20 protein-coding genes and 1 pseudogene are annotated in these 19,182 nt (G+C 43.0%); 9 read left to right on the top strand and 12 right to left on the bottom strand.

The window, feature by feature from the left end:
* The first annotated feature begins 867 nt into the window (after window positions 1-867).
* Window positions 868-1,023: a hypothetical protein gene (locus tag MmiAt1_RS03405; RefSeq protein WP_318785495.1), complete on the top strand. Its 156-nt coding sequence runs from the start codon at window positions 868-870 to the stop codon at window positions 1,021-1,023.
* Window positions 1,024-1,075: 52 nt separating this feature from the next.
* On the opposite strand, the pseudogene ppk1 reads toward MmiAt1_RS03405, so the two are convergent.
* Window positions 1,076-3,151 (bottom strand): annotated as a pseudogene (gene ppk1 / locus MmiAt1_RS03400) (polyphosphate kinase 1); the annotation flags it as partial.
* Window positions 3,152-3,749: 598 nt separating this feature from the next.
* On the opposite strand from ppk1, the gene MmiAt1_RS03395 reads away from it, so the two are divergent.
* Window positions 3,750-4,502 carry a sugar phosphate isomerase/epimerase family protein gene (locus MmiAt1_RS03395; RefSeq protein ID WP_318785494.1) on the top strand — a complete coding sequence of 251 codons (753 nt, stop codon included), beginning with the start codon at window positions 3,750-3,752 and terminating at the stop codon, window positions 4,500-4,502.
* Window positions 4,503-5,079: 577 nt separating this feature from the next.
* Here MmiAt1_RS03395 and MmiAt1_RS03390 read toward each other — a convergent pair.
* Together MmiAt1_RS03390 and serB are read right to left on the bottom strand one after the other, a co-directional pair.
* Entirely contained in the window at window positions 5,080-5,934 is an 855-nt protein-coding gene (locus tag MmiAt1_RS03390; RefSeq protein WP_318785493.1) for a coiled-coil protein, read from the bottom strand.
* Window positions 5,935-6,102: 168 nt separating this feature from the next.
* The gene (gene serB / locus MmiAt1_RS03385; protein WP_318785492.1) at window positions 6,103-6,789 is read right to left on the bottom strand and encodes a phosphoserine phosphatase SerB; all 687 of its coding nucleotides are present in this window, start codon (window positions 6,787-6,789) and stop codon (window positions 6,103-6,105) included.
* 421 nt (window positions 6,790-7,210) lie between these two features.
* Here serB and tmk point away from each other — a divergent pair, with 421 nt between their 5' ends.
* Entirely contained in the window at window positions 7,211-7,843 is a 633-nt protein-coding gene (tmk, locus tag MmiAt1_RS03380) for a dTMP kinase (RefSeq protein WP_318785491.1), read from the top strand.
* A 304-nt stretch (window positions 7,844-8,147) separates the two neighbouring features.
* On the opposite strand, the gene MmiAt1_RS03375 is transcribed toward tmk, so the two are convergent.
* A complete protein-coding gene (locus MmiAt1_RS03375) occupies window positions 8,148-8,273 on the bottom strand; it encodes a hypothetical protein (RefSeq protein ID WP_318785490.1) in 126 nt (41 codons plus the stop codon).
* Here MmiAt1_RS03375 and MmiAt1_RS03370 point away from each other — a divergent pair, their 5' ends adjacent.
* Window positions 8,274-8,633, top strand: coding sequence for a hypothetical protein (locus MmiAt1_RS03370; protein WP_318785489.1), 360 nt, complete (start codon window positions 8,274-8,276; stop codon window positions 8,631-8,633).
* Between the two features lie 37 nt (window positions 8,634-8,670).
* Here MmiAt1_RS03370 and MmiAt1_RS03365 read toward each other — a convergent pair whose 3' ends face one another.
* From MmiAt1_RS03365 to MmiAt1_RS03340, 6 genes are all read right to left on the bottom strand, one after another.
* Window positions 8,671-9,006 carry a DUF3784 domain-containing protein gene (locus MmiAt1_RS03365; RefSeq protein WP_318785488.1) on the bottom strand — a complete coding sequence of 112 codons (336 nt, stop codon included), beginning with the start codon at window positions 9,004-9,006 and terminating at the stop codon, window positions 8,671-8,673.
* A 33-nt stretch (window positions 9,007-9,039) separates the two neighbouring features.
* Window positions 9,040-9,309, bottom strand: a complete 270-nt coding sequence (locus MmiAt1_RS03360) for a hypothetical protein (protein ID WP_420891282.1) — start codon at window positions 9,307-9,309, stop codon at window positions 9,040-9,042.
* A gap of 205 nt (window positions 9,310-9,514) precedes the next feature.
* Window positions 9,515-10,735: a radical SAM/SPASM domain-containing protein gene (locus MmiAt1_RS03355; protein ID WP_318785486.1), complete on the bottom strand. Its 1,221-nt coding sequence runs from the start codon at window positions 10,733-10,735 to the stop codon at window positions 9,515-9,517.
* A 236-nt stretch (window positions 10,736-10,971) separates the two neighbouring features.
* The gene (locus MmiAt1_RS03350) at window positions 10,972-11,580 is read right to left on the bottom strand and encodes a translation initiation factor IF-2 subunit beta (RefSeq protein WP_318785485.1); all 609 of its coding nucleotides are present in this window, start codon (window positions 11,578-11,580) and stop codon (window positions 10,972-10,974) included.
* A gap of 183 nt (window positions 11,581-11,763) precedes the next feature.
* On the bottom strand, window positions 11,764-11,961 hold the full coding sequence (locus MmiAt1_RS03345) for a hypothetical protein (RefSeq protein ID WP_318785484.1): 198 nt from the start codon (window positions 11,959-11,961) through the stop codon (window positions 11,764-11,766).
* 136 nt (window positions 11,962-12,097) lie between these two features.
* Window positions 12,098-12,619, bottom strand: a complete 522-nt coding sequence (locus MmiAt1_RS03340) for a 50S ribosomal protein L16 (RefSeq protein WP_318785483.1) — start codon at window positions 12,617-12,619, stop codon at window positions 12,098-12,100.
* Between the two features lie 863 nt (window positions 12,620-13,482).
* Here MmiAt1_RS03340 and MmiAt1_RS03335 point away from each other — a divergent pair.
* From MmiAt1_RS03335 to MmiAt1_RS03320, 4 genes are all read left to right on the top strand, one after another.
* Entirely contained in the window at window positions 13,483-14,046 is a 564-nt protein-coding gene (locus MmiAt1_RS03335) for a hypothetical protein (RefSeq protein ID WP_318785482.1), read from the top strand.
* A gap of 433 nt (window positions 14,047-14,479) precedes the next feature.
* Window positions 14,480-14,743, top strand: a complete 264-nt coding sequence (locus MmiAt1_RS03330; protein WP_318785481.1) for a YhbY family RNA-binding protein — start codon at window positions 14,480-14,482, stop codon at window positions 14,741-14,743.
* An 18-nt stretch (window positions 14,744-14,761) separates the two neighbouring features.
* Window positions 14,762-17,545, top strand: coding sequence for an alanine--tRNA ligase (gene alaS / locus MmiAt1_RS03325; RefSeq protein WP_318785480.1), 2,784 nt, complete (start codon window positions 14,762-14,764; stop codon window positions 17,543-17,545).
* 101 nt (window positions 17,546-17,646) lie between these two features.
* Complete coding sequence (locus MmiAt1_RS03320) at window positions 17,647-18,327, top strand: class I SAM-dependent methyltransferase (protein ID WP_318785479.1); 681 nt, start codon at window positions 17,647-17,649, stop codon at window positions 18,325-18,327.
* A 28-nt stretch (window positions 18,328-18,355) separates the two neighbouring features.
* On the opposite strand, the gene MmiAt1_RS03315 is transcribed toward MmiAt1_RS03320, so the two are convergent.
* Window positions 18,356-18,646 (bottom strand): hypothetical protein, encoded by a 291-nt coding sequence (locus MmiAt1_RS03315; protein WP_318785478.1) that lies wholly within the window; start codon window positions 18,644-18,646, stop codon window positions 18,356-18,358.
* On the opposite strand from MmiAt1_RS03315, the gene MmiAt1_RS03310 reads away from it, so the two are divergent.
* A complete protein-coding gene (locus tag MmiAt1_RS03310) occupies window positions 18,647-18,835 on the top strand; it encodes a hypothetical protein (protein ID WP_318785477.1) in 189 nt (62 codons plus the stop codon).
* A gap of 63 nt (window positions 18,836-18,898) precedes the next feature.
* Here MmiAt1_RS03310 and MmiAt1_RS03305 read toward each other — a convergent pair whose 3' ends face one another.
* Window positions 18,899-19,180, bottom strand: a complete 282-nt coding sequence (locus MmiAt1_RS03305; protein ID WP_318785476.1) for a pro-sigmaK processing inhibitor BofA family protein — start codon at window positions 19,178-19,180, stop codon at window positions 18,899-18,901.
* Window positions 19,181-19,182 lie beyond the last annotated feature (2 nt).

Here is a 19,182-nt window from a genome sequence, read left to right as displayed (position 1 = left end):
TGTCCGGCATGAATGTTTGGCATGAATGATTTTGTGAATATTACGGTAAATTTAATGAAATGATATGAATTTGATAAATGCTGCGAATTTGGTAAATGATATGAAGGAAAGGCTGAAGGAATTTATTGCAGGTTTGTATTCTTTCCTTCAGCCGAAACAGGGGGTTGCTGACAAATTGAATATTTGTGTGTGTCTGTTTTGTCAGCAATTATATGCAAATTATCAACACAATTATATGCAAATTGATTGAATTCAAAAAAATCAAATAATAAAGTTCAAATTTATCATTTGATTTTTTATTTTGACTTTTGTAAATGTTCCAATATTTAATTTTGAAGACAGCAGATTGATCTTTTACAAAACCCGCCCGCGTTTGAAACAAACCGGCGGCAATCGTAAAAAATCACAATCTGCATCTTCATGGTTTTTTGGGATTTTTGGCGTTCGTTTTTGTATTTTATAGGGGTTTATTTAGTTTTAGGGTATGCCTTGAGCGTTAGAGGCTTACTTCTTGGTTAATGGATTTATTTTTCATTTTGCAAATCGGCTTAAATCTATCTGCTGATGATTTATTAAATCTGCAAAAGAGAAAACTGCATGACCGTTTTTAAATCGAAGAAAATCTTCAATTTAAGCAGTTTCCTCAAAAATAAGCTATTTAATTACATATATTTAAGAATATCTAATCATTTTTTAAGTAAAATATATATTTTTGGTCGAAAGGCATACACTTGATTTTTTTAGAACTTGCAGCCGAATACGATAATGAATTTTTACAAATTATTTTGTCATTACAAATGATTTGAAAATCTCATCAAAAACAAGAACAGCAAACTTAAAAGAGAATGACAGATCCAACCAAATGAAGTGATTGAGACTGTTTTTGAACAGAGTGAGAGAAACAAAAATAAAAGTAAAGAAAAACAGGACGGGAAACAAAAAAATAAAGAAAAACGGGACGGGAAACAAAAAAATAAAGAAAATCGAGACGGAAAACAAAAAATAAAGAAAATGAAAGATTAAAAAGCAGGCAAGGGTCTGCAAATTAATTCATTTCATTCGATTTTGCTTTCCGTTATTCCCATAAATCCTGATGTTCGGTCATCCAGAATTGCGAATCCAGCAATTCGTCGCTGGGAAGCGGAACAACTTTTTCAAAGGAGCCGTCCGGTTTTCCGACGCGAAGCTTGACATTATCGGAAAGATGTTTGTCCAGAATGACGTCTTTGATTTTTCTCAAATAATCGGCATTGACCGGGAATAAAATCTCGACGCGGCGGTCCAGATTGCGCTGCATCAAATCGGCGCTGCCGAGATAAAGTTCTTCGTCGCCGTTGTTGTAGAAATAATAGGCGCGCGTGTGTTCCAGGAATCGGCCGACAATGGAAGTGACATGAATATTGTCGCTGTAGCCTTCAATTTGCGGGCGGAGGCAGCAGATGCCGCGGACCTGGAGATCAATCTTGACGCCTGCCATGGAGGCTTTGTACAGCTCGGCAATGCATTCCGGATCCACCAACGAATTCAATTTAAACAGCATGTATCCGTTTCCGTGAATTTTGTGGTTTTCAATTTCCCGCCGGATTTTGCCGACAAATTCCTCGCGCATCAGACGCGGCGCAACAAGAAGCTTCCGATATTCCCTCTGATTCGAATAACCGGTCAGCGAATTAAAGAAATCCACCGCATCCTGCCCGACATCCGGATCCGCCGTGAAATATTCAAAATCCGTATAGATTTTCGCCGTCGTCGCATTGTAATTGCCCGTGCTCATGTGAACATAAGGAACAATTTCATCATTTTCCTGCCGCAGAACCATGCAGATTTTCGCGTGCGTTTTCAAGTCCGGAACGCCGTAAATAACATGAATGTTGGAATGTTCCAACTCTTTCGCTCTTGCGACATTGTTTTCCTCGTCAAAGCGGGCTTTCAGCTCAATCAGAACGATCACTTGTTTTCCGCTGTCGGCGGCATCTTTAAGAGACTGGATAATCCGGGATTTCTTATCGACCCGATAAAGCGTCATCTTAATGGCAATCACATCCGGATCGGACGCCGCTGCCTGAACAAAATCAATCATGCTCTCAAAACTGTCGTACGGGCGGTAAACCAGCACATCCTTCTTTTTGATTTTTGAAAAGATATTGCCTTTCTTTGAAATCGTCAGGTATTCTTTCTTTTTCGGCGTGAACGGCGGATATTTCAGATCCGGCCGGTCAATGTCGCAGATTTCTGAAATTGAAACCAAACCCACGGGAGACGCCAGCGCCTCGACCTGAGCCGAACGCAGTTTCAAATTTTCGAGCAGAATTTTCAAAACGAAATCAGACATACCGTCATTGATTTCCAATCGGAGCGGACTTCCGAAATACTTGGCGCCTGACTTTTTCTCAATGGATTTCATCAGATTAAAGTCACCGTCGGCATCAAGGCCCAAATCGCCGTCGCGCGTCATTCGAAAAGCATGCGCTTCCTGAATGACCTGGCCGGGGAAAACCAAATCCAAATTCGCAATGATGACTTCATCAATCCAGACAAAATTGAATTTGCCGGACTTGCCCGATGTCATATTGTCTTCGACTTTTCCGGATTTCAAATCTTCTTTGGACGGAACCTGAATCAGCCGCTTGATGTTGGACGGAATTTTCAGGCGGACAAAAACTTTGCCGTAAGCGGTATCGGAAAGAATGATTGCAAAATTCACGCTTTGATTTGTGATGTACGGGAAAGGATGGCTGGAATCATAAGCCAGAGGCGTCAGCTGCGGAAAAATATTCTTTTTGAAATATTTGTTCACGTATTCGATTTGATATTCGCCCAATTCGGAATACTGCAGAACGTTAATGTTTTGCTTTTTGAGCTCGGGAATCAAAATGTTCATCCAGCAATTTTCCATCTGCTCAAGCATCATCGGAAGTTCGGCATAAATTTTCTGCATTTCCGAATACGTCCGGCTTTCCGTCCCCGGCGTCATGCTGTCGACGAGAATGCTTTTATTGACCGCCGGAATGCGCACCATGTAGTATTCGTCCAAGTTGCTTGCAAAAATCGAAAGGAAGCGGACACGCTCAAGAAGCGGATTTTTTTCATCCAGCGCTTCTTCCATAATGCGCTTGTTGAAATAAAGCCAGCTGAAGTCCCGGTCAATATAAAGATCAGGATCGACAGACTAAATCAATCCTTCCGGAGACAACAATTCCGGATCAGACGCGGTCGTTTTTTCATCGGCAGAAGATAAGATGTTTGAGCTCATAATGATACCATTTTACGGCGATTCATGCCGTTTTTATCTCAGATCAGTCGAATATAAGGATATAAATTTGAAGGAATTAAAAACCAAATGATATTTTATAAATGTGGTAATTATTTAAATTAGTTGCTGTTCACTGATTTTGTTTTTTATTGATGTTCAGAGAATAAATGAATCGGGAAGATTAAATATATTTCCGAATGCGCTTCCGAATGAGCCGAGAGTTATTTTACTTTCCGCCCAATTTTCCATTTTTTAATTTTTCATTCAATTTTTCATTCAATTTCATTCAATTTTCCATCCAATTTTCCATTCAATTTTCCATTCAATTTTCCATTCAATTTTCCGTTCAATTTTCCATCCAATTTTCCATTCAATTTCCCATTCAATTTTCATTCAATTTCCCATTCAATTTTCCATTCAATTTTCCGTTCAATTTGTCTTTTGTTTCGTTTTGAGAAGAGTTACCTATTTATTTTTTCATTTTGAATTATGATATATGATCGGGATTTCAACGCTGGCTTTTTCAAATACGGATTTAGAAACGGCGCTTTCAGCCGTTGAGCAAATGACAAAGGCAAAACACGCCGAAATTTTTTCTGAAGGCATTCATGATGTCATTCATTCCGAAAACAGTGAGATTTTGTCTTCCTATGCGCTTTCTTATTCGATTCACGCGCCGACGCTGGATGTCAACTTGGCTGCCGCGCGCGAAACGATTCGAAAAACAGGACTTGAAATTATTCAAGACAGCGCCGAATTCTGTATGAACCGTGACATTGAAATTCTGGTGGTTCATCCCGGATATGCCGCCGATAAAGAAACTTTGCCGCAGGCGTACAAATCTTTTGAAAAATCAATCCCCGGCCTTCAAAAAATCAAAGAAGAAACCGGCGTCCGAATCTGCATTGAAAACATGCCCGACGCCGACATTTATTTGTTCAGAAACCCGGACGACATCAATTTAATTGAAACGGCGGGATTGGAATTCATATTAGACATCGGACACGCGCACACAACTGAAAATTTGAAGGAATTTCTGCAAAATGAAATCGCCCATTATCACATTCACGACAACGGCGGCGATTTTGACTCTCATTTCGGCTTCGGCGACGGAACAATCGGGCATTTCTGTTTGGAGCAGATTGTCAAGAAAGCAAAAAAAGACAAAGCAATATTGATCGCCGAGAACAAAACAATAGAAGGCGCCGTCAAAACATATGAGGCGCTCAAAAAAGCGGGCGCCGACTAAAATCCGTTTTTTGCGGTCAGTGAATCGGCCGTTTGCGTGACAATATGCGCAGGCTTGCCAAATTAAAGAGTTTGCCGCTCGCGCGGGCCGCATATATTTTGAGAGATTAAGAAAAAGAAGTTGCAGATTCATCAGAATAACAAAAGAAGTTGGCAGACTCATCAGAATAACAAAAGAAGTTGGCAGACTCATCAGAATAATAAAAGGGATTGACAGATTCATCGGAATAATAAAAAGCATCTGACAGGTTTTATCAGAATAATAATAATAAAAAGTAACCGACGGGTTTTATCAGAATAATAAAAAGTAGCTGACAGGCTTTACCAGAATAGTAAAAACAATAAAAACAACTGACAGATTCCATCAGGATAATAAAAAGAAAAAGCATCCGCTCATAAACAATAAAACAGATTGAAATCAATTAAAAAAAAGGATTTGAAAAAGAAAAAGGATTTGTTCCTTCCTCTTTTTCAGGGGACCGATTTTTTAAAGCCGCGGGAGAAAAACAGAGACAGAGATTCTCTTTTGGCCGAATTTTCAATATTATTTTAATTTCAGCTTAAGACGCGCTATACTGTTAGTATTTGGAGCGCTGGAGGGCCATAAGGTCTTCCATTGTCAGTTTTCCGCCGTCTTTGAACTTGTCGAAGATGTCCTGTGCATCTTTTTCCTGTTCTTCTTTGTCGACTTTGGTTCTGACGTCTTTGTCCTTCTTCTTCGCCTTTCCGTTTTCTTTGTCGATGTCACGGATTTCTTTTTGGGCTTCGATGAAGATTTTGTGCTGTTCGTCAGCGGCTTCCTGCGCGTGGATGAAGTTTTTGTGTGCGACATCGGATTCGGCGCGGATTTTGTCGGCTTCCTTGAATGTTGCAATCATCTGTTCGTGGAATTCCTGTGCCTGAGAAGCATAAACGGCCAATTGAGCATGGTATTCGGAAGCTTCGTCTCGGATGACCTGCGCTTCGTCCAAAACAGCTTTCAAGTCGCTGTTTTCTTCCAATTGCTTTTTCTTTTCGGCGTATTCGACTTCAAGTTCTTTGATCTTGGTGACGAGTTCCTTTTCCTTTTTCGGGTTCATCACAGATGTCTGCTGCTTGAATTCAAGTTCGTCAATCTGCTTGCGAATCTCTTTGATGGACGGACCGACGAGGCCGCCTTCTTTTCTGAGTTCGTCCGCTTGTGCGAAAAGATCGTTGGCTTTTGCATTCGTTTCATCGCGCAGAGTCTTGTATTTGCTGACGTTGACGTTCACTTCGTCACGTTTCACTTTTAAGTCCTGAGCGACTGTGATTAATTCTTTTGTCTTGTTGTTTAATTCATTTCTTTCGGCCGCATATTTGCTGGCTTCGGCATTCAATTGATTTCTCTTTTCCTTTGCCTCTTCAGAGATGTCTTTCAATTCTGCTTTTCTGATTTGCAGTTCATTCGTCATAGTTTGGTCCCCCTTCCCGAAAAACAACGTCTTCGGGCCGGTTTCTGTACGTTAAGCTTTCAAAGAAGCTTAAATTATGAAAAATCCGAATTATTCATTCGAATTTCATAAATTGCAATGATATGTGCTGTATATGCTGTATGTTGTTTAAGGTTCGTTTTTCGGCGCTTAAGAGTCGGCCGCAGTCACGGATTCCAGCACAGGAATCACGCTGCGGAGATCTTTTTCGGAAACAACGGCGTGCGCGTTTTCCTGAACAAGCGGTTTTGCGTTGAATGCGATTGAGAAACCTGCTTTCTGAAACATGCAGATATCGTTGGCGCCGTCGCCGACGACCAGACATTCTTCAAACGGAATGCCTGTTTTTTCAACCAGTTCGCTTAAAACGTCTGCTTTTGCATTTGTCACCATCAGCGGTCCTGTCGCTTCGCCCGTTAAACAGCCGTCTTCGGCGATTAAATCATTTGAATAAGCGTAATCCAAATTCAATTGCTCTTTGACGCGGTCAGCCGCCAGACTGAATCCGCATGTCACCATTGCGGTTTTTCCGCCGGCATCACGGATATATTTCACCAGTTCGACAGCGCCCGGCATCAGCTGAATTCCATCAACGGCTGCTTGCGCTTTTTCGCAGGACAATCCTTTGAGAAAACCGACGCGCTTTTGAAACGATTCGGTGTAATCCATTTCACCGTTCATCGCCGCTTCCGTGATTTGCGAAACTTCCTTTTCAGCACCTGCTGCTTTTGCCAACTCGTCAATAACTTCCGCATCAATCAGCGTGCTGTCCATGTCGAACACAAAAAGTTTAAACGTGTGGTTTGCCGGTTTTTTGTTGAAATGAGAAAAGTTCACAGAATCATCCTGTCTGCTTTATGAAATAATATTGCCGGTGCCAAAAACAGTAAACAATTATCCCGCATCGGCGCGGCGAACTGCTCGGCCTGTTCAGACACTGTGCCGTCGCTTTTTGAAATTACAAAAACCGAATGATGTTAATGACATATCAAATTGCAATCGTTTTGATGAATAACATACATTGCTTTTAAACCTTGTGGATAAAAAACAAAAACGAGTTTAATATCATGAAAAACGGACGAAATTTTGAGAGATTTTGAAAGGTTTTAAGAGATTTTGGAAGATTTTGAAAAGTTTTGAAAAGTTTGAGAGATTTTGAAAGGTTTGGTTTTGAGAGATTTTGCAAAGTTCGAAGATTTTGGAAGATTTTTAAAAAAATCGGAAAAGTATAATATCATAAAACCGCTAAGAATATCTGATGATCGGAAAGCTGGTAACGTTTGAAGGAATCGACGGATCGGGAAAAAGCACGATGCTTGCCCGCCTTCAAAAATTAAATGAATCCGCCCCTCTTTGGAATTCGAGTTCAGTGGAAACTGTTTTCACGCGCGAGCCGACCAAAGAAACACTGACGGGAAATGCCGTTTACGCGGCAATTGAAAACAATGTCGATCCTTTGGCCGAACTCTTTTTGTTTTTAGCGGATCACGCCGCGCATTTGTCGGACACCGTCCGCCCGGCGCTGGACGCGGACAAGCTTGTGATTTCCGACCGCTACTCCGACAGCCGATGCGCGTACCAGGGCGCAACGCTCAAAGACACTATTCCCGACGCATTCGATTTTGTCCGCCGCCTCCATGAGCCGTGGACGATTAAGCCGGATTTGACTTTCCTCTTCAACATCAGCCCCGAAGTTTCTTGTGAACGCTGCAAAGACCGCGGCGCACGAACCAAGTTCGAGCGAGTTGATTTCCTCAAAGAAGTGACGGCCAATTTCAAAAAACTCGCCGAAGACGAGCCGGAACGGTTTGTGATTATTGATGCCGAAAAGCCGGCGGAAAAGAATGAAAAAATAATTCTTGAAAAGATTGCGCTTTTGAAAAACGAATAAAATTCATTTAGCCGTTCATTTATTTATGAATTAATAAATTTTTGATGATTTCAATAAAAGCGAAACATCGTTTTTTTACAATTTTCCAAACCCGAACCCCCTCTTTCATAAAAATAAAGAGTTTAAAGGCGGGGTTCGTTTTTCTTTAACTTTAAATAAACCGATGTTTCGGTTTGAAAAATGTATTGAAAACCCCGAGAACCGCCCCTCCAATCCGAGTTTTGTGAGCGCAGCGAGCAAAATGAAGATTGGAGATGAATCAAATGATTTTCAATTAACTGCAAACGACATTTTTATTTTATTTTTACGAACTGCTTTTGCTGCCGCCTGTCTCCGCTGTCATCTGCTTCTGCTGCCATCTGCTTCTGCTGCCACCTGCTTCTGCTGCCACCTGCTTCTGCCACCATTTACACCTGCGCATGCGTTCCATATGCATCATCTCATTTTTATCACATCCGTTCGCTACGCGAACGTGGGCACAGATTACCTTACTGTTTCCGTTTTGCACTGCTACCTTACTGTTTCCGTTTTGCACTGCTACCTTACTGTTTCCGTTTTGCACTGCTACCTTACTGTTTCCGTTTTGCACTGCTACCTTACTGTTTCCGTTTTGCGTTGCTACCTTACTGTTTTCTGTAAATACAGTTGCAGCCTTGCAGGCCTGCTTCTGCTGTCGCCTGCTTCTGCTGCCGGCAGCAGCACTGCCGCCCGCCTGCGCGCGAGCCGCCGGAATTTTAAAAACGAACCGAAAAACATACCCCGTTTTTCGAATAATTATTCTAAAAAGTGAAAAAAGAAAAAAAAGAAGAAAGAAAGAGTAAACCGAATCAATACGGTTTGTCTTTAATTTTCTTGTTTGTGTTCAAATAAAACATCCAAAGAAGCGTAAAAATGACAACGCTGATGAGGCCGACAAGCGCCCACATCATGTTTCCTGCGATGATGCCGAAGTAAAGCGTGACGGCAATCAGAACGGCGATGACGAGCGCAAAAATGCCCATCAGGCGCGTCAGTTCTTTGAGATTGTATTTTTCTTTTTCCTCTTTCGGAAGCGTATTGTATCCGGAAATCAGAAAAGCGCCGCGCCCGGAAAAGAAATAAACCGCAAGCGCCAGCAGCAGAACCGGAACCAAAAAAGCCAGATAAGAAATGTCAAAAACCATTGTCAAACACACCTTCTCTTTTAACGACCGGCTTTACTCTTCGCTGCCTTTGCTTTCAAAATTGTCCAGGTCATTTTCATCGGCGAACTTGATGAGCGCTTCACCCAAAACGCGCGTGTGCTTCGGACTTAAGTTGAAACGGGATCTCTTTTTGCCGGCACGCTCCTTGGAAATTTCAACATATTCCTTGTCAAAACGCTCGCTTCTTTCTAAAGAAATCGCCATGTACCAGCCGCCGCCCATTTTAATTTCAGAGTATGCTGTCGGCGTGTCGTCATCGATATCGGCAACGACTTCTGTCATTTCATCTTTTTTTGCCATGATTTATTTCTCCTGAAAAATTCAGATTACAAATTACAAATTTCAAAATTACAATTTCAAAACTACAATTTCAAAACTACAATTTCAAAACTACAATTTCAAAATTATACAAAATTCAAGAACTTAAACGAATAAGTGAAAGTGAATACAAAACGTATTAAAAGCTAAAATAGGTTTGCCACCGTTTTTATTTTTTCGGTGTCCTGAAATCCCATCCGTTCGCATCCCGAACCTTCTGAAGATAGGACGGATCGTACAAAACATGCGTGTCCCGTTTTTCACGAAGCGCAGGCTCTTTTCTCATCCGTTTCCACGCCGTTTTCATCGGCGCCTCAGACACTTCATTGAGATTGCCGTACGAAAACGGAATGTACGGATCCGGCTGCATCTCGCCTTCCGTTGTCACATGAAGCCAGCGCCGCCCGGCCATTGCGCCGAACATTTCGCCTTCAAAAATCGTGTTTGAAAAAATCCGCGGCGTGCCGTCATCAGCCGCATTCACGCGTTTGTAAAAGTCATTAATCACCTTGCGCTCGGCATCATTCATCCGAACTTCGCCTTCCAGCGTCGGAACAGATTCCCAGATTGAAAATTCGTGAACGCCGAGATCACAGGCAAGCCGCCACAAATCTTCCATGACGCCCACTTTCACGCCGTCCAAATGCGTTGCCATCGTCACCAAGAGTCCCGCTTCAAGACCGTATCGGATTGCGGCAACCGCTTTGTCGTAAGCGCCGGAAATACCGCGTTTCCGGTCGTGAACGTCAGGATCGGTGGAATAAATGCTGACCAAAAGCGTCTGAAGACCGGCATCTTTGAGCTGTTTCGCCTTTTCCAAATCAAAATCCAATCCCCACGTATAAGCCATGACAACCGCTTTTGATTTGTCGACATATCTGACATAATCAACAATATTTTCACAAAGAAGCGGATCGCCTTCTGTAAACGTGATGACGACCGCACCCATGTCAAGCGCCTGGTCAATCGCTTTGTAAATCAAATCGGCCGGCGGGTCAATGGAATTGTACGGATTGTCAAAATCAACGACTGCATCAACACTTTTTGTATGATTTTTCTCCGCGTACTTCTCGGCGTTTGCATTGAATTTACGCGTCACCTCAATGGAAACCGTCTCGGGAACATATTTCCCAAAACCGATGCCGATTTCATCTTTGACAAGCCTGTTAAAAACGGGACTCGGGATCGGCGGAAGCCAAGCGGAAGGATAAACCGCGTCATCCGTCACCAACGCCGGTTTTTCGGCTTTCAGATGTTTGTTGGCGACCGATAAAAACGGACGGGCTGCAAATTTGAGAACGCCCCCGGCAGACAATTCGATTTTGCCGTCCTCTGTCCGCGTCATGTGAACGGAAAGGCCGGGCATTTGAAAAACGCTGACAGGCTGCACAAATATCACATCCCAAGAAAATAAAACAAAATAATGAAAGAAATAAAAGAAATCAAAAAGCCGTTTATGACAAACGGCAATTTGACTGAATTCGATTGTTTAACTGAATCCGATTGATTGACTGAATCCGATTGATTGACTGAATTCGATTGGTTGACTGAATTCGATTGGTTGACTGAATCCGATTAATTGAATTGAATCGATTGAATCCGAAACCGAATTCAAAGATTTGATGCTTATGCTTTCTCGGCGAAAGCCAAATAGCCCGAAATCTTTTTGATTTTCACGCTCAGGGTCTGGCCTTTGGCCGCGCCCGGAACGAAAATCGTGAACTTGTCATACTTTGCGATGCCGTCGCCTTTGGAGCCGACTGCTTCGATATTGATTTCATAAGTGTTGCCTTCTTCAAGCGTTGCAACAGCTTTGGACACGGTCGTCTGTCTCTTCTTAACCGGACGGTGCGCACCGCAGGCCGCGCACTGCAGAATCAAGACGCGCTCGCGTTTGCCGAGCGTCGTATCCGGACGGTTGCACTCGGAACACATGACATATTCGTCGACATAGCTCTGAATGTTGGCATCCATCTGGTCTCTTGTAAACCGGCCTTGGAAAACGGCGCGGCCGCCTTCAATTTTTCCGGCGGTACCGAGTTCGCGCGTGAGATATTTCATCACGTGATCGGAATCACGGCGAAGAACGCTGACAATATTTGCGAAGTTGTCCAAAACCGTCGTTTTTCCTTCCGAGAAGAGTTTGGCTTCGGGAACGGTAAAACGCTCGTCCGTTGTTTCCTCTTCGGGAAGCTGTTCAATCGCCCGATTCAAAAGTTTTTCATAATCGTCCATAATTTTTCCCTCTTGTTTTTTGAATTTAAAAAGTTTGAATAAAAATTGAATTTTTGAAAGATATTAATGAGTATTGAAAAAGTGTACCGTATTAATACATTTGCCTCTCAGAAGACCAAGATATTATAAAAGGTTTTACAAATCGGAATTTCCCCTATTTTAAAACCGACATCCGTCTTTGAATTATTTTTTAAAACCGGCATCTTTTTTGAATTCTTTTTGAAAAATGATGCGAACCGCACGCGGCGGCGCACTGCTTCGGCAGCTGCCGGCAGCAGAACGGAAACGGTAAGGTAGCCGTGCCCCGTTCGCGAGAGCGAACGGCTGCTCTAAGAAAAAGCAAAAGCGAATGAAAGTGCAAACGGCGGGTACAAGCAGCAAATGAAAACGACAATTAGGTGAACGAAGCTGATGAACGCAGCAAAACAAAAAAAGAATAAAAACGAAAAAGAAATCCGAATGAAATTCGGATTTGAGAAATAAAAAATAATTTTAAAAATTTAGAAAAACAAAACGCTTACAAAACCAAGTCGGCGCCCTGATCAATGATGATTCTGGTGGGTGTCGGCAGTTTCTGTCCGGCGTTTTGGAGTGCTTTTTTTGCTGCGGGGAAGTATTCCTTGTCGCAGGAGATGGTAAAGATTTTCTGGAGCGGGACAACACGTGCTGCCGTTCCGACATTTTTACCGAAAGCGCCTCTCATACCGCTTGAAACACGGTCGGCACCGGCGCCGGTGGCCTGTTTGTTTTCTCTGAGAACTTCGTGCGGGTAGACTCTCAACTTGATGTGGAAGTTGCCTCTGCCTGCTCTGTTGACCATGTGTCTGTTTGCGGTAATACGGGCCGCTTCAAGAGCGGTGTGTCTGATCGCACATTTTTCTTCAACGAGCAATGAAAGTTTGACGGGGTAGTCCTGTCTTGTTAAGTTACCCATGTCGTAGTGAATAATCTGAACACCCGGAACACCGCCCATGTATTTTCTTCTGGTGAAGGAGCGCTGTCTGATGTTTCTGTACATACTTGCCGGCTTTCTAACCATAATAAATCTCCGATAATTGATTAATAAATTTTGAATATTTTGATAAATTGAATTAAATTTGAATTGTGACGATGAAAACAAATACGGCATCAAACAGCCGATTGCATATCATCAGAAAAAATCCGCTTCTGCATCATTGCTTTTTTGGCCACTCCAAAAAAACATCCTATGTATGATGGTTAGCCGCCTTCGGCGCGGATTAAACTTACAGACTTGAAGCCCGATTTGTAACCCCCTAATACATTCAGGGTTTATAAATCTTGTTCTTCCGCCAAAGTCAAACGGCTGTAAATATAAAACAATCTGTAAAACAATCAGATGCGAAGACAGACGACAAACAACAGACGACAAACAACAGACGACAAACAACAGACGACAAACAACAGACAACAAACAACAGACGACGAACAACAGACAACAAACAACAGACGACAAACAACAAACGACAAACAACAGACGACAAACAACAAACAACAGGCGACAAACGATTAAATTTATCAGCAGACCGCAAACCGCCGGCCGAAATGAACAAAAACGGAAAAAGAAAACGCGTCTTCTGCAACCAATAATCTGAAATGTATATAGATTATTGTGATAAAATATAAATAAATCAGCGGGGTTATTTTTTAGCAGAAACAGTTCGTGAATTGGGACTGTTTTAATTTTAAATTTAAATTAAATCTTTAAAAAATTTGCTTCAAATTTAAAATTTGAATATCCGTTTTAATTATTGTTTGGGATTTATTTGGTATTTGTTTGGACAGTATTTGTTATAAATTTTTAATTGAGTATTAATTATTGAGTATTAATTATTGAGTATTAATAATTGAATAAAAATCCGATTTAGAATGAGGTGTGCCGAATTGAATACGACAGAGCAGAAACTGACAGAAATGATTGAGTGTCAAAAGCAGCTTATTGACATCGGAAATTATGAATATTATCAGTCAGCGATTGATGTCTTTTTTTACCCTGCCGAAAGGCTTAATATAAGACTGCAATCGGATTTGCAGGCGCTTCGGGCGGAATTACTTGAAGATTCAAAGACGAATCCGCCGTTTGTGAAAGTTCCGATTTCAAAATACAATGAAAGGATTCGGGAAGTTCTGAATTATTACATTGAAGAAGGCAAATTCCTGGGAAGGCCGTATCCGCATATCGGAAAGAAACAAGTCAAAAACTCGGCAAAGATTATCCGGATTTTGCGGTCTATCGAAAACAAGATAGCAGCTGTCATTTTGGAACCCGAAACGATGGACGAAACACTCAAATGCCTCGATAAGGCCGACAAACTTCTCGGAGAAAACATCGCCCTTTCAAAAATAATCATAGAAAGCATATCCGACGAAATGATTGAAATCAATGTCCGCCTGAATCGTGATTACAGCCGATACTCATACGAAAACGGAAAAATGAGAAAGAATTGAAAACAGAAGCGAGCATATCAATTCCTCTTTTTCATTCTATTTTTACTTTTTTCGTTCTGTTTATTCCGGTTTTTATTATTGATCTCGCTGCACATTATTGATTTCATTGTGCATATTGATCTCACTGCACATTATTGATTTCATTGTGCATATTGATCTCACTGCACATTATTGATTTCATTGTGCATATTGATTTCATTGTGCATATTGATTCCGTTTTTTATGTTTTTGTTTTTTCTGCCATTTTAAACGAACTTGATCCCGTATCGATTTTTGGCATTCGTTTTTTTCATTCTTCTGCCGGCTTTAAAGAAAATAATTTATCATTCTTGGAAAATGCCGGTTCTTTTCGAGAGAAGATTTATTAAAGACGGAAAACTTTTGAAGTCTAAAATATCGAATATAAATAATAAAGGAAAAGAAGGCAAGGATAATGGATAAGGTAAAACTTTACACGCTCAAAAAGGAATCCGTCAACTTAACGCCGCTTTTAAGCGTCGGTAAAAACGGGATGGCGGACTCGGTCATTGAAGAGCTTAAAAAACAGCTGAAAGTTAAAAAATTGGTCAAAGTCAGAATTCATAAAAATTCCGGCGAAACGGATGACATGAAACAGACCGCTGCCGAACTTTGCGAGAAATGCAATGCTGTATTAATTGATGTTCGCGGCCGAACGGTAACGCTTTATAAGCAGTAAAAGGAAGCGGGTGGAAAAATGCTTGACGAAGAATATGAAGATATTACCTATTTTAAAGAAAACGGCTTTTATGAAAAAGAATGCAGCAAATGCGGAAAAACATACTGGACGCGCGACTCGGAAAGAGAAACCTGCGGCGATCCGCCGTGCGACCATTATACGTTCATCGGAAAACCGATTTTCACAAAACCGATGGACCTTGCAGAAATGCGCGAATATTTCCTGAACTTTTTCGAACAGCGCGGACATACAAGAATTGACAGATATCCTGTTGTCGCTCGCTGGAGAGACGATATTTACCTGACAATCGCATCCATCGCCGACTTCCAGCCGAACGTGACCTCCGGACTCGTGCCGCCGCCCGCAAATCCGCTGACGATTTCTCAGCCGTGCATCCGTCTCAACGATTTGGATTCCGTCGGCAGAACCGGCCGCCACTTAACGACTTTTGAAATGATGGCGCATCACGTTTTCAACAGCAAGGGCAAAGAAATTTACTGGAAAGACAAAACAATCGAATTGTGCGACGAACTTTTAACCGAACTCGGCGCCGACGCGGCCGAAGTCACGTACATCAAAAGTCCGTGGGCCGGCGGCGGAAATGCCGGCGCTTCCGTTGAAGTCATGGTCGGCGGCCTTGAGCTTGCAACACTCGTTTTCATGAATTTGAAAGAATCGAAAAACGGAACGATCGACGTCAAAGGCAAAATGTATGAAAAGATGGACAATTACATCGTGGACACCGGCTACGGTTTGGAACGCTTTGTCTGGGCTTCTCAGGGAACGCCGACCATTTATGATGCCGTTTTCCCGACAATTGTTCAGCAGCTGACGAATTTGGCAGGCATTGACCACGAATTAAATGATCCGAAATACGCTCAAATTTTTGCAAACAACGCGCAGTTCGCCGGCATCATGGATGTCAGCGGCAGCGCAAATTTGGCGGAACTCAGAAAACAGGTTGCGGACAGCATCGGTATGGATGTCGACGAATTGTCGCGCATCATGGATCCGATGGAAAAGATTTTCGCAATCGCGGACCACACCCGCTGCCTCACATTTATGCTCGGCGACGGCATTATCCCCTCCAACGTGAAATCAGGTTATTTGGCGCGCCTCGTCATCCGCCGCACCATCCGCATGCTTACGGATTTGGGCGTGGACGTTCCGCTTTCTGAAATTGTTGCGCTTCACATTGACAACATGCCGGAATATCCCGAATTTGAAGATAATTTCAAAGTGACGGAAGAAATCCTGGCGCTTGAAGAAGAAAAATACCGCCAGACGATTGAGCGCGGCAGAAAGATCATTCAAAAAGAAGCTGTCCGCTACCAGGAAAAAGGCGAGAAGCTTCCGCTTGAAAAACTTATGGAAATTTATGACAGCCACGGCATTCCGCCGGAAATCTCCAAAGAAGCGGCCAAAGAGGTCGGCGTCGACGTTGAATTCCCCGACAACTTCTATTCGCTTGTTGCGGATATGCACAGCGAGTCCGGCGACAAGGACGAAGCGGCATCGGGATTCAAATACACGGAAAAGCTGGAACGCCTGCCGCTCACCAAGCGCTTTTATTATGACGAGCCGGAAAGAATGGAGTTTGAGGCGGTCGTTTTGGACGCTTTTGACGATTACGTCGTCTTGGACAACACTTATTTCTATCCCGAAGGCGGCGGTCAGGAAGCGGACCGCGGCATGCTGATGGCGGGCACATTCGTTTATGACGTCATCGACGTTCAGATGTATAACGGCATCGTCGTTCACAAACTGAATATGGTTGACAAAGAACTGTTAATCAACCGCGGCGACATGGTCATCGGTCAGGTGGACAAGAAGCGCAGAATGGCGCACTCCCGCCACCACACGGCAACGCACATTATCAACGACGCGGCCAGAAAAGTGCTCGGCAACCACATTTGGCAGGCCGGCGCTCAGAAAACGGAAAGTCGGGCAAGGCTGGACATTTCCCATTATAAGCACATCACACAGGAAGAGCTGAACGAAATTGAAATGATTGCCAACAAAACGGTGATGGAGAACAAAAAAGTTCAGTTTGAAAATATGGACCGAACGGAAGCCGAGCAGAAATACGGTTTCGGCCTGTACCAGGGCGGCATCCCGCCGGGAAAAGTGCTCCGCATTGTGAAAGTCGGCTCAGACATTGAAGCCTGCGGCGGAACGCACTGTCTCAGCACGGGCGTTGTCGGTCCGATTAAGATTTTGAAAACCGAACGCATTCAAGACGGTGTCGAGCGTTTGGAATACGCGGCCGGCGAAGCGGCTGTTGCGGCCATGCAGGAGACGGAAAGTCTTTTGCGCGATTCGTCCGAAATTCTCAGCATTCAGCCGGAAATTTTGCCGGTGACGGTCGAGCGTTTCTTTGAGGAGTGGAAAGAGCTTCAGAAAGAAAATGAAAAGCTAAAAGAAGAATTGGCCGGCGCCAGAACGATTAAAATGATGCAGGACGCGGAAAAAATCGACGATTTCTCGATTGTCGTCAGCGTGACAAAAGGGGATGGCATCGATTCTTTGAGAATGGCGGCCGTTGAAATTTTGAAGAATGAAAATGCTGTTGCAATTCTGCTCAGTGAAAGCGACGGTGTGAAAGCTGTTGCGGCAGCGGGTAAAAACGCAATTGCCAAAGGTATCAAAGCCGGCGATCTTGTCAAGATCATGTCTCAGGCTGTCGGCGGCGGCGGCGGCGGCAAACCGGATTTGGCAATGGGCGGCGGCCCGGATGCGTCAGGCATCGAAAAAGCCAAAACGGAAGCGCTTTCAAAGATTAAGGAGACTTTGTCTTCTTAATTCATTTTCTTTTTTTGTTTTTACGAATTATAGAATCATATTGACATGCATTGACGCTTCATTTTGATTTTGAAAATTATTTTTGAAAATTGCCGATTTTTATGACTGTTTCTAAAAAAGATGTTGAGGCATGGGATACCGAATACACGCATTTGAAGTGGGGCGGGCTTTCCGAACTTTTATGGATTCAAAATCAATTGGAAGACGGCAGTTTTTTGTTGGACGCGGGATCGGGAGAAGGCCGTTATCTGAGGGATTTTTGTTTCAAATATTCCTGCATCGGCATTGATATTTCAAAAAATGCGCTCCTGCGCTCGATTGAATCCGCCCGAACGGCGGCAGAAAAGAAAGTAAATCAGAATTTTTCGATGCCGGATCATATCATTTCAAACGTGTCGGCGCTTCCGTTTGCCGACAGTGTTTTTGACGGCGTTTTGTGTTTGGGCGTTTTACAGCATTTGATTTCGGAAGACCGTGAAAAAACCGCGGCTGAATTTTATCGAATTTTAAAAAACGGCGGGCGTGTTTTCTTTGAAGCTTTCGGCGAAGAAGATATGCGGTGTTTGGGAACGCACGCCGTTTTGGAGAACAACAAAACCGAGCCGCGCACTTTTGAGCGCCAAAACGGAATCCTTTACCACTATTTTGAAGAAAGCGAAGTCAAAGATTTGTTTGAAAAAGCCGGATTTAAAACAATCGAATTCAAATCACTCAAAAAAGAGAAAAAATACAACGGCGAAATTTACACCCGCCATCATTACCGTGCCGTTTTTGAAAAATGAAGAAAACGAAAGGTTCCGTTTCGAATTTTTAAAATCCGAGAGGCGATTTTGAAATATTTTTGCAAATTGATGCGGCTCGCGCGCAGCGGGCGGCGCGGCAGAGGCAGGTCTGCAAGGCGGCAACTGTATTTACGGAAACGGCAAGGCAACCGTGGAACGGAAACAGTAAGGTAGCAGCGGCAAACGGAAACAGTAAGGTAACAGCGGAGCAGAAACAGTAAGGTAATCTGTGCCCACGTTCGCGTAGCGAACGGATGTGATAAAAATGAGATGATGCATATGGAGCACATGCGGCAGATGCGAATGGCAGCAGAAGCAAGTGGCAGCAGAAGCAAGTGGCAGCAGAAGCAAGTGGCAGCAGAAGCAGGCGACAGGCGCAAATGGCAGCAAAAGCAGGTGGCAGCAAAAACAGGTGGCAGCAAAAGCAAATGGAAGCAAAAGCAGGTGGCAGCAGAAGCAGGTGGCAGGCGCAAATGGCAGCAGATCAGGCAGCAGTAGAAACAGATGAAAAAAACGCATAAATTAAATGAAAAAAGTAAAAAAAATTAAGATGAAAAATCATCTTAAAGAATCAGAACGGGAAAAGCCCGAAAATGTTCAAAACAATCAAAACCAATGCGCCGAAAACGCCGGTTAACGCTGTCACAATAATTGTCACCAAGGAGGAGAAGGACAAACTGAACAGCGGGATGCTTGTCAGGCCCAAAAGATTTGTGACAAGGATAAGAAGGAAACCGACAATAATGTTGACGGCAAGTTTTTTCGTTGTTTTTAAAGCTTTGTACAAAACGTAAGCAATAAGAATTGCCAAGACAATTAAAATAATGTCTACGAATAAACCCGGGATTGCCATTT

Origin of the sequence: Methanimicrococcus hacksteinii, assembly GCF_032714515.1 — an archaeon.
Taxonomy (GTDB): Archaea; Halobacteriota; Methanosarcinia; order Methanosarcinales; family Methanosarcinaceae; genus Methanimicrococcus; species Methanimicrococcus hacksteinii.
Note: the sequence above shows the minus strand (reverse complement) of the source record. Positions and strands in the feature narration are given on the sequence as shown.